This window comes from Thermocatellispora tengchongensis (assembly GCF_014202315.1).
Taxonomy (GTDB): Bacteria; Actinomycetota; Actinomycetes; order Streptosporangiales; family Streptosporangiaceae; genus Thermocatellispora; species Thermocatellispora tengchongensis.
On record NZ_JACHGN010000019.1, the window covers coordinates 158,681 to 171,290 of the forward strand.

Genomic DNA, 12,610 nt, shown 5'->3' on the forward strand with positions numbered 1-12,610 from the left:
CGTCACTGGTCGCGCTTCGGCTGCTCGTCATCGACGATCTCGGCCTCGACGACGTCGTCGTCGGCCTTGCCGGCGTCCTGCGGCCCGGCCTGGTCGCCCGGGGTGGCACCCTGGGCGCCACTGGCCTGCTGCTGGGCGTAGATCGCCGAACCCATCTTCTGGCTGACGGTCGCGAGCTTCTCGGCCGCGGTGCGGATCGCCGCGGTGTCGGTGCCCTCAAGCGCCTTCTTCAGCTCGGCCAGCGAGTCGTTGACCTCGGTCTTGACGTCGGCCGGGACCTTGTCGTCGTTCTCGCGGAGGAACTTCTCGGTCTGGTAGGCCAGCGCGTCGGCGTTGTTGCGCGTCTCGGCCTCCTCGCGACGCTTCTTGTCCTCCTCGGCGTAGGACTCGGCCTCGCGCATCATGCGCTCGATGTCGTCCTTCGGCAGCGCCGAGCCGCCGGTGATCGTCATCGTCTGCTCCTTGCCGGTGCCGAGGTCCTTGGCGGAGACGTTGACGATGCCGTTGGCGTCGATGTCGAAGGTGACCTCGATCTGCGGGATGCCGCGGGGCGCCGGGGCGATGCCGGTCAGCTCGAAGGTGGCCAGCTTCTTGTTGTACGAGGCGATCTCGCGCTCACCCTGGTAGACCTGGATCTGCACCGACGGCTGGTTGTCCTCGGCCGTGGTGAAGACCTCCGACCGCTTGGTCGGGATCGTGGTGTTGCGCTCGATGATCTTGGTGAAGATGCCGCCCTTGGTCTCGATGCCCAGGCTCAGCGGGGTCACGTCGAGCAGCAGGACGTCCTTGACCTCGCCCTTGAGCACACCGGCCTGGAGCGCGGCGCCGATCGCCACGACCTCGTCGGGGTTGACGCCCTTGTTGGGCTCCTTGCCGCCGGTCAGCTCCTTGACCAGGTCGGCCACCGCGGGCATCCGGGTCGAGCCGCCGACGAGCACCACGTGGGCGATGTCGGACACCTTGATCCCGGCGTCCTTGATCACCTGGTGGAAGGGGCCCTTGCAGCGCTCAAGGAGGTCGGCGGTGATCCGCTGGAACTCGGCGCGGGTCAGCTTCTCCTCAAGGTGCAGCGGGCCCTCGGCCGAGGCGGTGATGTAGGGCAGGTTGATCGTGGTCTCGGACTGGCTGGACAGCTCGATCTTCGCCTTCTCGGCGGCCTCGCGCAGCCGCTGCAGCGCCATCTTGTCCTTGGACAGGTCGACGCCGTGGGCGTTCTTGAACCGGGTGACCAGCTCGTTGACGATGCGCTGGTCCCAGTCGTCGCCACCGAGGTGGTTGTCGCCGCTGGTGGCCTTCACCTCGACGAAGCCGTGGCCGTCCTCCTGGCCGACGTCGAGCAGGGACACGTCGAAGGTGCCGCCGCCGAGGTCGAAGACCAGGATGGTCTGGTCCTTCTCCTTGTCCAGGCCGTAGGCCAGGGCCGCGGAGGTGGGCTCGTTGATGATGCGCAGGACGTTCAGGCCCGCGATCTGGCCGGCCTCCTTGGTCGCCTGGCGCTGGGCGTCGTTGAAGTAGGCCGGGACGGTGATCACCGCGTCGGTGATCTTCTCGCCGAGGTACGCCTCCGCGTCCTGCTTGAGCTTCTGCAGCACGAAGGCGCTGATCTGCTGCGGGGTGAACTTCTTGCCGTCGATCTCGATGGACCAGTTGGTGCCCATCTCACGCTTGACCGAACGGATGGTGCGCTCGACGTTGGTCACGGCCTGCCGCTTGGCGACCTCGCCGACCAGCACCTCGCCGTTCTTGGCGAAGGCCACCACGGACGGCGTGGTGCGCGAGCCCTGCGCGTTGGCGATGACGGTGGGCTCACCGCCCTCAAGAATCGAGACGACGGAGTTGGTCGTCCCCAGGTCGATACCTACCGCACGTGCCATGAGTACGTCCTTGTAGTCAAAGTTGAGTCTGTCGGGCTCAAGGTTACGGGACTGGCCGACTTTGTCAAACAGTCCTTGTATCAAACACCTTGAGCCTACTCGACTCAACTCAGATGCGCGCGGAGACATTCCCGGCTTCGCGTGCCGACGTGAAGACGACTCAGACGGCGACTCGGGCGGCGACTCAGACGGCGGCTCGGGCGGAGGTGGCGGCTAAGGTCGCGGCTCAGGCGCCGTCGATCACCTTCCGGTCGCCCAGCGGGGCCTTGAGGGTGACCGTGGTCGTCTTCTCGATGGCTATCTCAATACAGGCGACGTTCTGGGCGTCCTGTGGAGTTCCCTCGTACAGCGTGATCTCCACCGTGCGGTCGGTCTCCTTGACGTCCACCCGGTCGAGGGTGTGGCACGGCTCCACGCCGGAGGTCCACAGGATCTGCACCCGGTTCGTGTCGCCGACGGGCGTCACCTTGGTCCAGCGGATCGGGCGCGGGTCGGCGACCCCGCCCTTGGGCGTGACCGGGCTCGGCGACGCGTACGGCGCGCTGGGCGCCGGCGTCGCGACCGGCGCGCTCGTCGATACGGGCTCGTCGGGCGAGCCGGTGGCGCCGGAGGGCGTCGCGCTGGTGGCGCCGCCACATCCCGTGGCGAGCAGCAGGCCGGAGAGCAGAAGGGTGGCTGTGGTCATCCGCATACCCCTACAACGTGCCTGGTCGCGCCCCGGTTCATCCCGGGGCGTTGACGGACGGCATGCCGGCACTTAAATTCATCGCATGATGAAATTAGAGGAGGCGGCGGTGGCCGTACGGGATCTCCGGGTCCGGCGCGGGCGGCGGGAGGTGCTGCGCGGGCTGACCTTCACCGTGCCGCGCGGCGGCGTCGTCGGCCTGCTCGGGCCGAGCGGATGCGGCAAGACCACGCTGATGCGCGCGATCGTCGGCGTGCAGATCGTCGAGAGCGGCACGGTCACCGTGCTGGGCGAGCCCGCGGGCAGCCCGCCCCTGCGCGCCCGCGTCGGCTACTCCACCCAGAGCCCCGCCGTGTTCTCCGACCTGACCGTCGCCGAGAACCTGGCCTACTTCGCCTCCGTGCTCGGCGCGCCCAGGAGCGACGTGTCCCGCGTGATCGAGGAGGTCGGCCTCACCGGCGCCGCGCGGCAGCTCGCCGGCACTCTGTCCGGCGGCCAGCGCGGCCGGGCGAGCCTGGCGGTGGCCCTGCTCGGACGGCCCGAGCTGCTGGTGCTCGACGAGCCGACCGTCGGCCTGGACCCGGTGCTGCGCGAGGAGCTGTGGACGCTGTTCCACCGGCTCGCCGGCGACGGCGTCACCCTGCTCGTCTCCAGCCACGTCATGGACGAGGCGGCGCGCTGCGGGCGCCTGCTGCTGATGCGCGAGGGCGCGATCCTCGCCGACGACTCGCCCGCCGCCCTGCTGGCGCGCACGGGCGGCAGGGACCTGGAGGCGGCCTTCCTCCGCCTCATCGCGGAACGGGAGGCGCAGCCGGCATGAACGTGTCGATCACCCTGGCCACCGCGCGGCGGATCATGACCCAGCTCCGGCACGACCACCGTACGGTCGCGCTGATGCTGCTGGTGCCGTCGCTGGTGATGATCCTGCTCTACTACGTGATCGACGACGAGCGGGCGTTCGGGCAGTGGGCGCCGGTCCTGCTGTGCCTGTTCCCGTTCCTGGTGATGTTCCTGGTCACCTCGATCGGCACGCTGCGCGAGCGCGCCTCCGGCACCCTGGAGCGGCTGATGGCCTCGCCGCTGGGCAAGCTGGACCTGCTGCTCGGGTACGGGATCGCGTTCGGCCTCATGGCCTGTCTCCAGGTCGCGCCGGCGCTGGCGGTGTCGCTGACCTGGCTCGGCCTCGACCTGGCCGGCTCGGCCGCGCCCCTGGTCGTGGTGGCGGTGCTCAACGCCCTGCTCGGCACCGCGTTCGGGCTGCTGTGCAGCGCGTTCGCGCGCACCGAGTTCCAGGCGGTGCAGTTCATGCCGGTCGTCATGATGCCGCAGATCCTGCTCGGCGGGGTGATCGTGCCGCGCGACCAGATGGCCACGGCGCTGGAGTGGATCTCCAACGCGCTGCCGCTGTCGTACGCGGTGGACGCGATGCGCGAGGCCGTCACCGCGAGCGAGGTCGGCCCCTCCTTCTGGCGCGACGTGACCGTGGTCGGCGGGTCGGCGCTGCTCGCCCTGGCGCTCGGCGCCGCGACCCTGCGCCGCCGCACCCCATGAACCTCCCCGGTACGGCCGCCCGGTGCGCGTAGTGTGGATTGTCTCCCTCCGCCCGTGAGCGACTACGGAAGGTGAGACTCATGCTGCGCCGACTCATGCTCGCCGCCGCCCGCCACGAGCGGGCCGAGCACCTCGCCCGCTCCTCGGCCCCCGTACGCCGCCTCGTCGCCCGGTACGTCGCCGGCGAGACCGCCGACGACGCCGTGCGCGCCGCGCGCGGCCTGACCGCGCTCGGCATGCGGATCGCCGTGGACCACCTCGGCCCCGCCGGAGAGGACACCGTGCCGGGAGGTCAGGAGGCCGGCGTCCGCGCCTACCTCGACCTGATCGACCGCCTCGCCGCGGCCGGGCTCGCCGCGGGCGCCGACGTCTCACTGCGGCCCTCCGCGCTCGGCCTGGGCCCCTCCGGGCACCGCGCCGCCGACATGACGGCCGCGGCCGAGCCCGTCTGCGCCGCGGCCGCCGCCGCAGGCGCCACCGTCACCCTGATGCCCGAGGAGTTCACCCAGGTCGAACCCGCCCTGGAGGCCCTGGAGACCCTGCGCAAGGAGCACCCCGACGTGGGCGTGGCCGTGCAGGCGTACCTCCGGCAGGCCGAGGACCACTGCCGCGCCCTGGCCGGCCCCGGCTCCCGGGTGCGGCTGACCAAGGGCGCCTACCGGGCGCCCGAGGCCCTGGCCTACACCACGTCCGCCGAGGTGGACCGCTCGTACGCCCGCTGCCTGAAGATCCTCATGGCCGGCCAGGGCCACCCCGTCATCGCCACGCACGACCGCCGCCTCCTGGAGATCGCCGCCGCCCTCGCCGTCCTGAACGAGCGCGAACCCGGCGGCTTCGAGTACCAGATGCCCTACGGCGTACGCCCCGCCGAGCAACGCCGCATGGCCGCCCTCGGCGCCCCGGTGCGCGTACACGTCCCCTACGGCCCCGGCTGGTACGCCCACCTCACCCGCCGCATCGCCGAACAACCGGCCGCCCTCGGCCTGACCCCGGTACGTGCCCCGCGGCCCCGCGGCTGACGGATCTCATCGCCATTCACACCGATAAAGCTAGAAATAGATGGCCGTCGCGCTAGAAATGCCGATAATCGCCATAGCAGGGTTTTTGGGCCGCCGGCGGGACACCTCTGCCCCACGTCCCTCCGCACTGTGGGGGGCGGGCGACACCCCGGCCCGCCTCCCTCCGCACGCCGGAGGGTAGGCGCCCCCCGCCCGCGCCTGGGGGCGACACTCCCGCCCGCCTCGGCGCCGTCTCGCACCCCGCTGTGGGGGCGTGGACCTCCGCCTGCCCCTTCGCGCCGTGGAGGTGCGCGATACTCCCGCCGCGTCCCCCGTGGGGATGCGCGGCACTTCCGCCCGCTCCAACGGGGGATTGGGCGGGGGACGTTAGCGGAGGGTGACGGGGCGGGAAATCGCGGGCTGCGCGTTCGACCGTACGGCGCAGGGGTCGTGCCGTTCGTCGCACGGGCTCTTGCGGGCGGTGGGGGGCATTCGGTTCGCTCGCCTCCAGCGGGCGGGTGTTGACCTCCGATCGGGGGTCTTGCGCCGGTAGCGTGGGAGTTGTAGAGGGCTGCCGAGAATGGTGACTCTTCACTCCGACAAGCTGTGGTGATTCCGTCAGTGAATCCAATGGGCTTATTCGATAACATGCCAGAATGGATGTGCGTCGACTCCAGGCTTTTCTCGCGGTGGTCGAATGCCGACATTTCGGCAGGGCGGCAGAGCGTCTGTCGGTGACTCAGCCGGCCCTGACCAAACAGATCCAGTCGCTGGAAGCGCAACTCGGCGGGCAGTTATTCGACCGGGGCCGGCACGGCGCCGTGCTCACCGACCTGGGCCGGGTGCTGCTGCCCGACGCTCGCGACGTCGTACGCCGGGCCGAGGTGCTCGCCTGGCGGGCGCGGCAGGTCGCCCGGGGCGAGGCCGGGCGGCTGTGCGTGGGCTTCGGGATGTCCAGCATCGAGCTGGCCCCGCGGGCCGTCGCAGCTTTCCGCCGCCGCTACCCCGACGTTGACATCGTCCTGGACGACATGTCCTCCCAGACCCAGATCGAGCGCCTGCGCGCGGGCGAGCTGCACGTCGGCTTCGTGCGGCTGCCGATCGACGACGACCTCGAACGGCTGGTCCTGCGCGAGGACTATTTGGCCATCGCCTCCCTGGCCTCCGCCGAGGAGCACGATCGCGTCCCCACCGAGACCGGCGAGCTGGCCCGCTGGCTCCCCGAGCGCCGCATCGTCCGCCTGGTCGCCTCCCAGGGGCCCGGCCTGGCCGAGCAGATCGAGCGCTTCCGCGCAGGCATCGGCACACGCCTGGACGTCGTGCAGGAGGCCCACGACCTGCAGACCGTCCTGGCCCTGGTCTCCGCGGGCGTGGGCATCGCCCTGGTCCCGGCCAGCGCCCGCAGCATCGCACCGCGTTCGGTCACCATCACCCCCATCCGGCACCACACCTCCAACTGGCAGGTCGCCGCGGTCTGGCGCCAGGCCGATCCCGCGGTCGTCACCGCCAACTTCCTGGAGGTCGTCCGCGAGGTCGCCTAGCCGCACGGGCGCGTGGCGGGACAGCGCTTCCCGGCACGCGCCCCCCGGTAGGCTGCTTGACTGTCGCCGGGTTGTAGTGAGGTGGGGCAATGATCGCGATTCTGGGGGCCGGCAAGATGGGGGAGGCCCTGATGTCAGGGCTGCTCCGGGCCGGGGTGAAGCCGAGCGAGATCGTGGCCACCGTGCGGCGGTCCGAGCGGGGCCAGGTGCTGGCCGAGCGCTACGGCGTGCGGATCGTGTCCAACGCCGAGGCCGCCAAGGTGGCCGACACGCTCATCCTGGCGGTCAAGCCGCAGGACATGGCGTCCCTGCTCGACGAGATCTCCCCGTACGTCCCCGCCGGCCGGCTGGTGATCTCGGCCGCGGCCGGGATCACGACGGCGTTCGTGGAGTCGCGGCTCGGCGACGAGGTGCCCGTGGTCCGGGTGATGTCCAACACCCCGGTCCTGGTGGACGAGGCGATGAGCGTGATCTCGGCGGGCGCGCACGCGGGCGACGAGGAGCTGCGGCTGACCGAGGAACTGCTGTCGCCGGTCGGCAAGGTGCTGCGCATCCCCGAGTCGCAGCAGGACGCCGCGACCGCGCTGTCCGGCAGCGGGCCAGCGTACTTCTTCTACCTGGTCGAGGCCATGGTCGACGCGGGCATCCTGCTCGGCATGCCGCGTGCGGCGGCGCTCGACATGGTGACGCAGTCGATCGTGGGCGCGGCGATCATGCTGCGCGACTCGGGGGAGCACCCGGTGATCCTGCGCGAGGCCGTCACCTCGCCGGGCGGCACCACCATCGCGGCCATCGCGGAGCTGGAGCGGCACAGCGTACGGGCGGCGTTCCTGGCCGCGATCGAGGCCGCGCGCGACCGGGGGCGCGAGCTGGCCAAGGGGTAGCCCGGCCAGAGGGGGGCGTTCGCCGGTGGGGCGGCGTCACCCCCTCCTACGATGTGATCGTGGCGATTCGTCGCGGTATCCCCCCGTTGCTGGTCCTGCTCGCCCTCGGCGGCTGCACGGCCGACGAGCCGAGCGGCGTCCAGGTGGGCGAGGTGCGCCGCGCGCCGGTCAGCGAGGTCGTCGAGGCCCCGGGCACGATCGGCGCCCGCGCCACGGCGACGCTGCGCTCGCCGGCCCAGGGCACGGTGGCCAAGGTCTACGTACGTGACGGCGAGCGGGTCGAGAAGGGCCGGATCCTGGTCAGGATCAGCTCGCCCCAGGCCGAAGACCAGCTCGACCAGGCCCGCAAGGCCGACGAGCTGGCCTCCGCCTCGGCGAACGCGCCCAGGCCCGCGTTCGCGGCGCCCACCGTCAACCTGGCCGGCCTGGACACCCGCGAGCTGGACCGCGAGGTGGCCAGGCGGTTCGACCGGGCGCGCCGGGAGGCCCGCAAGGTCGAGGACGCCACCGCGCGCAAGCACCTGCTCGGCGCGATCGACCTGGCCGAGGAGCAGCACCGGGCGCAGCGGCGCGCGCTCGCGGCGATCATGCGCGACCTGAACCGGTCGGTCAACGGGGTGCTCTCCCAGCTCACCGGGCAGCTCAGCAGCGGGCTGGGCGGCCTGACCGAGTCCATGGCCTCGCTCCAGGCCGCGTCCCGCACCCAGACCCGGGCCGCGCTGAGGACGGCGCGGGCCACCGTGGCGGGGCTGAGCGTCAAGGCGCCGTTCGACGGCGTGGTCACCCTGGGCACGTCCTCCGGCGGTGGCGGCGGCGCGCCCGACCTGTCGGCGCTGCTCGGCCAGGTCGGCGGCGGCCTCGGCCAGGCGACCGGCGGCCTGGGCGGCGCGGCCGAGGGCACCGGCGGGGGCACGGGCGGCGGCAGCGCCATCGCCGCCGGCGTCCCGGTCGGGGCGGGCGACCCGGTGGTCACCGTGACCGACGTGTCGGCGCTCAACGTCTCCGCCGACGTGGACGAGACCGACGTGCTGCTGGTCAAGCGTGGCACCCCGGCCCAGATCGAGCTGGACGCGGTGCCGGGCGCCACCTACACCGCCGAGGTCACCGGCGTCGGCATCACGCCGCTGCAGGGCACGACCGGCGGCGTCAGCTACCCCGTACGCCTGAAGCTCGGCTCCGGCCGCTACGACGACGGCCGCAAGGCCCCCACGCCCAAGCCCGGCATGAGCGCGGTCACCCGCCTGACGGTCAAGGACTCGCCCGACGCCGTGGCCGTGCCCGCCTCCGCCGTGGTGACCAGCGGGCGCGACAGCGTGGTGTGGGCGGTGCGGGCCGACGGCACGGCCGAGCGGCGCACGGTGCGGCTGGGCGCGCAGGGCGAGGCGCTGGTGGAGGTCCTGTCCGGGCTCGCCCCGGGCGACCAGGTGGTGGTGCGCGGCGCCGACGGCGTACGCGCGGGGCAGCGCGTCCGGTGAGCCCGGCCGAGCGGGGCAGCGCGGCGTTCGAGGCGATCGACCTGCGCCGGTCCTACCGCCTGGACGGGGTGTCGGTGGACGCCCTGCGGGGCGTGTCGCTGCGCATCGAGCACGGCGACTTCGTGGCGATCGTGGGCCCGTCGGGCTCCGGCAAGTCCACCCTGATGCACCTGCTCGGCTGCCTGGACCGGCCGACCTCGGGCACGCTGCTGGTGGACGGCGTGGACGTGTCCACGCTGTCGGAGACCAAGCTGGCCGAGCTGCGCAACCGCACGATCGGCTTCGTGTTCCAGTCCTTCCACCTGATGGGCCGCACCACCGCGCTGGACAACGTGGCGCTGCCGCTGGTGTACCGGGGCGTGTCGCGTGCGGCGCGGCGGGAGCGGGCCCGCGCCGCCCTGGCCGCCGTGGGCCTGGAGCACCGTCTCGACCACCGGCCCTCGCAGATGTCCGGCGGCGAGCAGCAGCGGGTGGCCATCGCCCGCGCGCTCGTCGGCGAGCCCAAGGTGGTGCTGGCCGACGAGCCCACCGGCAACCTCGACACCCGCAACGGGGCGGAGGTCATGGACCTGCTGGCCCGGCTCAACGCCGGGGGCGGGGTCGCGGTGGTGCTGGTGACCCACGACGCCGAGGTCGCGGCCCGCGCCGACCGGCGCATCCGCGTCCGCGACGGCCTGGTGGAGCCGGAGGACGGCCGGTGAGGACGGCGGAGGCGTTCGCCATGGCGCTGGACGCGCTGCGGGTCAACCGGCTGCGCAGCATGCTCACCATGCTCGGCGTGGTGATCGGCGTGTCGGCGGTGGTGGTGCTGGTCGCGATCGGCACCGGCGCCAAGGACGCGATCGAGAGCGAGATCGCGGGGCTGGGCAGCAACATCATCCTGGTCGTGCCGGGCCAGATCGGCGTGGGCGCGGTGCCGACGCAGAGCCGCCTGGACCTGGCCGACGTGGCGTACGTGCGGCGGGCCGTCGGCGACCCGTCCCGGGTCACGGTCTCGGTCACGTCCGGCGAGACCGTACGCGTGGGGCGTACCGAGGCGTTCGTCACGATCAACGGCACCGACGAGAACCTGCCCAACATCTTCGAGCGCCCGCTCGCCCGCGGCCGGTATCTCAGCGAGACCGACGTGGACACCCGCCGGCGGGTCGCGATCCTCGGCGCCGAGGTCGCCGACCGGCTGTTCGGCGACGTCGATCCCCTCGGCCGGCAGCTCACGATCTCCGGCGCCAGGTTCCGTGTCGTCGGCGTGTACGCCACCGTGGGCGCGACCTTCGGCGTCGCCCGCGACCAGGAGGTGCACATCCCGGTCACCACGGCGCAGCGGCTGCTCGGGCTCTCCCGCATCCAGGGCATCGCGGTCGGCGCGTCCGGGCCGGACCAGATCGAGCCGATGCAGCGGCGGGTGCTGGCCGCCCTCGCCGACCGCTACCCCGGCGAGCGGTTCTCCGCGGTCACCCAGACCCAGTTGCTCGGCACGATCGGCAGCGTGCTCGCCATGCTCACCGGCGTGCTGGCCGCCATCGCGGGCATCTCGCTGCTCGTGGGCGGGGTCGGGGTGTCCAACATCATGCTGGTGAGCGTGCGCGAGCGGACCAAGGAGATCGGGCTGCGCAAGGCGCTCGGCGCGCGCCAGCGCGACGTGCTCGCCCAGTTCCTGATCGAGGCGGTGCTGCTGACCACGATCGGCGGGGTGCTCGGCATCCTGCTCGGCGTCGGCGGCGCGCTGCTGATCCAGGCGCTCTCTCCGGTTCCGGCCTCGATCACGTGGTGGTCGGTCGCGCTGGCCTTCGGCGTGTCGGCGGCGGTGGGGGTGTTCTTCGGCGTCGCCCCCGCCCGCCGCGCGGGTCGCCTGGACCCGGTGGTCGCACTGCGCACCGAGTAGAAGCGCACCGAGTAGAAGCGCACCGAGTAGGAGGGGGGTCACGCGTCGCGGCGGACCATCAGCAGCGCGGCCGGGACCATGGTGAGGGTGATCCAGGCGCAGTAGACGCCGAACCCGGCCCACGGCCCCAGTCCGCCGTCCTGCGGCGAGGCCGAGAGGATGCGCTGGCCCGCGTTGGTGGTGAAGTAGTCGTGCACCACGTCGCCCCAGGTGCCCGGGAGCAGGTTCGTCATCTGCGGCAGCACCACGGTGGCCGCGGCGACCGCGACGATCGCGCCCGCGGTGTGCCGGATCAGGGCGCCGAACGCCAGGCCGTACAGGCCGCCGGCGGTCAGGAACAGCGCGCTGCCCAGGACCGCCCGCAGCACGCCGGGGTCGCCGAGGCCGGGGGCGTCCTCGCCGAAGACCATCGCGCCGACCAGGAACGATGCGAGCGAGGCGGCCAGCGACACCGCGAAGGCCACCGCGCTGAAGACCGCGATCTTGGCGGTGAGCAGGCGTAGCCGGTCGGGCACCGCCAGCAGCGAGGTGTGGATCATCCCGGTGCGGTACTCACCGCTGATCACCAGTACGCCGAGCGCGGCGATCACCAGCGACGCGACCGATCCGCCCGACAGGCTGGCCATGGTGGGATCGAACGCGGCCCGCTCGCCCAGGCTCGCCGTCGAGGCGGCGATCAGGAAGCCGAGCGCGATCATCACCACCACCGTGGTGAGCAGGGTCCACAGCGTGGACCGGACCGAACGGATCTTGATCCATTCCGAGCGCAGCACATCGGTCATGACACGTACTCCCCTATCTCCCTTGTCTCCCCTGTCCCCTTTGTCAGCTCCATGTAGGCGGCCTCCAGCGTCGGCTCGACGGTGGCCAGTTCGTGCAGGGTCAGGCCGGCCCCCGCGGCGGCCTCGCCCACTTCGGCGGCGGGCATGCCGGTGACGCGCAGGTGGTCACCGTGGTCCTCGACCTCGCCGGTCGTCTTGAGCAGGGCGGCCAGGTCGGCGAGGCGGGGCGCGCGCACCCGTACGTACCGGCGGGAGCTGCGCGCGATGAACACGTCCACGCCGGTGTCGGCGACCAGCCGGCCCCGGCCGATGACGATCAGATGGTCGGCGGTCTGCGCCATCTCGCTCATCAGATGGCTGGAGACGAAGACGGTGCGGCCCTCGGCGGCCAGGTCGCGCATCAGCGTCCGGATCCACAGGATGCCCTCGGGGTCCAGGCCGTTGACCGGCTCGTCGAACAGCAGGATGCCCGGATCGCCGAGCAGCGCCGCCGCGATCCCGAGCCGCTGCGCCATGCCCAGCGAGAAGCCGCCGACGCGCCGCCCGGCCACGTCCGACAGGCCGACGATGCCCAGCACCTCGCCCACGCGGGAGGCGGGGATGCCGTTGCTGCGCGCCAGGCAGAGCAGGTGGTCGCGGGCCGTGCGCCCGCCGTGCACCGCCCTGGCGTCCAGCAGCGCGCCGACCTCGCGCAGCGGGTGCCGCAGCTCCCGGTACGCCCGGCCGCCGATGCGGGCCGTGCCCGCGGTGGGGTGGTCCAGCCCGAGGATCATGCGCATGGTCGTGGATTTGCCCGCGCCGTTCGGGCCCAGGAAGCCGGTGACCCGGCCGCCGTCCACCTGGAACGACAGCCCGTCCACCGCCGTGACGCGCCCGTAGCGTTTGGTGAGTGACTCGACCTCGATCATGTATCCAGGTTCGCCGCCCGAACCCGCCCC

The 12,610-nt window shown here is 72.4% G+C and carries 12 protein-coding genes; 8 read left to right on the plus strand and 4 right to left on the minus strand.

Features of this window, described 5'->3' with window-relative positions:
• Nucleotides 1–2: 2 nt before the first annotated feature.
• On the minus strand, nt 3–1,874 hold the full coding sequence (gene dnaK / locus HNP84_RS36555; RefSeq protein ID WP_185054590.1) for a molecular chaperone DnaK: 1,872 nt from the start codon (nt 1,872–1,874) through the stop codon (nt 3–5).
• Between the two features lie 226 nt (nt 1,875–2,100).
• Complete coding sequence (locus HNP84_RS36560; protein WP_185054591.1) at nt 2,101–2,559, minus strand: hypothetical protein; 459 nt, start codon at nt 2,557–2,559, stop codon at nt 2,101–2,103.
• Between the two features lie 85 nt (nt 2,560–2,644).
• On the opposite strand from HNP84_RS36560, the gene HNP84_RS36565 reads away from it, so the two are divergent.
• From HNP84_RS36565 to HNP84_RS36600, 8 genes are all read left to right on the plus strand, one after another.
• Nucleotides 2,645–3,379, plus strand: a complete 735-nt coding sequence (locus HNP84_RS36565) for an ABC transporter ATP-binding protein (protein WP_221337204.1) — start codon at nt 2,645–2,647, stop codon at nt 3,377–3,379.
• Nucleotides 3,376–4,110, plus strand: coding sequence for an ABC transporter permease (locus HNP84_RS36570; RefSeq protein WP_185054592.1), 735 nt, complete (start codon nt 3,376–3,378; stop codon nt 4,108–4,110). Before HNP84_RS36565 ends, HNP84_RS36570 begins: the two co-directional genes overlap by 4 nt.
• Before the next feature lie 80 nt (nt 4,111–4,190).
• Nucleotides 4,191–5,129 carry a proline dehydrogenase family protein gene (locus HNP84_RS36575; protein ID WP_185054593.1) on the plus strand — a complete coding sequence of 313 codons (939 nt, stop codon included), beginning with the start codon at nt 4,191–4,193 and terminating at the stop codon, nt 5,127–5,129.
• A 635-nt stretch (nt 5,130–5,764) separates the two neighbouring features.
• A complete protein-coding gene (locus HNP84_RS36580) occupies nt 5,765–6,649 on the plus strand; it encodes a LysR family transcriptional regulator (protein ID WP_185054594.1) in 885 nt (294 codons plus the stop codon).
• An 89-nt stretch (nt 6,650–6,738) separates the two neighbouring features.
• A complete protein-coding gene (gene proC / locus HNP84_RS36585; protein WP_185054595.1) occupies nt 6,739–7,533 on the plus strand; it encodes a pyrroline-5-carboxylate reductase in 795 nt (264 codons plus the stop codon).
• A gap of 59 nt (nt 7,534–7,592) precedes the next feature.
• Nucleotides 7,593–9,008 carry an efflux RND transporter periplasmic adaptor subunit gene (locus HNP84_RS36590; protein WP_185054596.1) on the plus strand — a complete coding sequence of 472 codons (1,416 nt, stop codon included), beginning with the start codon at nt 7,593–7,595 and terminating at the stop codon, nt 9,006–9,008.
• Nucleotides 9,005–9,709, plus strand: a complete 705-nt coding sequence (locus HNP84_RS36595) for an ABC transporter ATP-binding protein (RefSeq protein WP_185054597.1) — start codon at nt 9,005–9,007, stop codon at nt 9,707–9,709. The genes HNP84_RS36590 and HNP84_RS36595 overlap by 4 nt, the downstream gene beginning before the upstream one ends.
• Entirely contained in the window at nt 9,706–10,890 is a 1,185-nt protein-coding gene (locus HNP84_RS36600) for an ABC transporter permease (RefSeq protein ID WP_185054598.1), read from the plus strand. Before HNP84_RS36595 ends, HNP84_RS36600 begins: the two co-directional genes overlap by 4 nt.
• A gap of 38 nt (nt 10,891–10,928) precedes the next feature.
• Here HNP84_RS36600 and HNP84_RS36605 read toward each other — a convergent pair whose 3' ends face one another.
• Together HNP84_RS36605 and HNP84_RS36610 are read right to left on the minus strand one after the other, a co-directional pair.
• Nucleotides 10,929–11,672 (minus strand): ABC transporter permease, encoded by a 744-nt coding sequence (locus tag HNP84_RS36605; RefSeq protein WP_185054599.1) that lies wholly within the window; start codon nt 11,670–11,672, stop codon nt 10,929–10,931.
• Entirely contained in the window at nt 11,669–12,580 is a 912-nt protein-coding gene (locus tag HNP84_RS36610; protein ID WP_185054600.1) for an ATP-binding cassette domain-containing protein, read from the minus strand. The genes HNP84_RS36605 and HNP84_RS36610 overlap by 4 nt, the downstream gene beginning before the upstream one ends.
• Nucleotides 12,581–12,610: the final 30 nt, after the last annotated feature.

What these genes read in the sequence shown, in the direction of transcription:
- HNP84_RS36580 (WP_185054594.1), top strand. Translation starts at nt 5,765, where the DNA reads ATGGATGTGCGTCGACTCCAGGCTTTTCTCGCGGTGGTCGAATGCCGA.
- proC (WP_185054595.1), top strand. Translation starts at nt 6,739, where the DNA reads ATGATCGCGATTCTGGGGGCCGGCAAGATGGGGGAGGCCCTGATGTCA.
- HNP84_RS36565 (WP_221337204.1), top strand. Translation starts at nt 2,645, where the DNA reads ATGATGAAATTAGAGGAGGCGGCGGTGGCCGTACGGGATCTCCGGGTC.
- HNP84_RS36560 (WP_185054591.1), bottom strand. Translation starts at nt 2,559, where the DNA reads ATGACCACAGCCACCCTTCTGCTCTCCGGCCTGCTGCTCGCCACGGGA.
- HNP84_RS36605 (WP_185054599.1), bottom strand. Translation starts at nt 11,672, where the DNA reads ATGACCGATGTGCTGCGCTCGGAATGGATCAAGATCCGTTCGGTCCGG.
- HNP84_RS36610 (WP_185054600.1), bottom strand. Translation starts at nt 12,580, where the DNA reads ATGATCGAGGTCGAGTCACTCACCAAACGCTACGGGCGCGTCACGGCG.
- dnaK (WP_185054590.1), bottom strand. Translation starts at nt 1,874, where the DNA reads ATGGCACGTGCGGTAGGTATCGACCTGGGGACGACCAACTCCGTCGTC.
- HNP84_RS36570 (WP_185054592.1), top strand. Translation starts at nt 3,376, where the DNA reads ATGAACGTGTCGATCACCCTGGCCACCGCGCGGCGGATCATGACCCAG.
- HNP84_RS36575 (WP_185054593.1), top strand. Translation starts at nt 4,191, where the DNA reads ATGCTGCGCCGACTCATGCTCGCCGCCGCCCGCCACGAGCGGGCCGAG.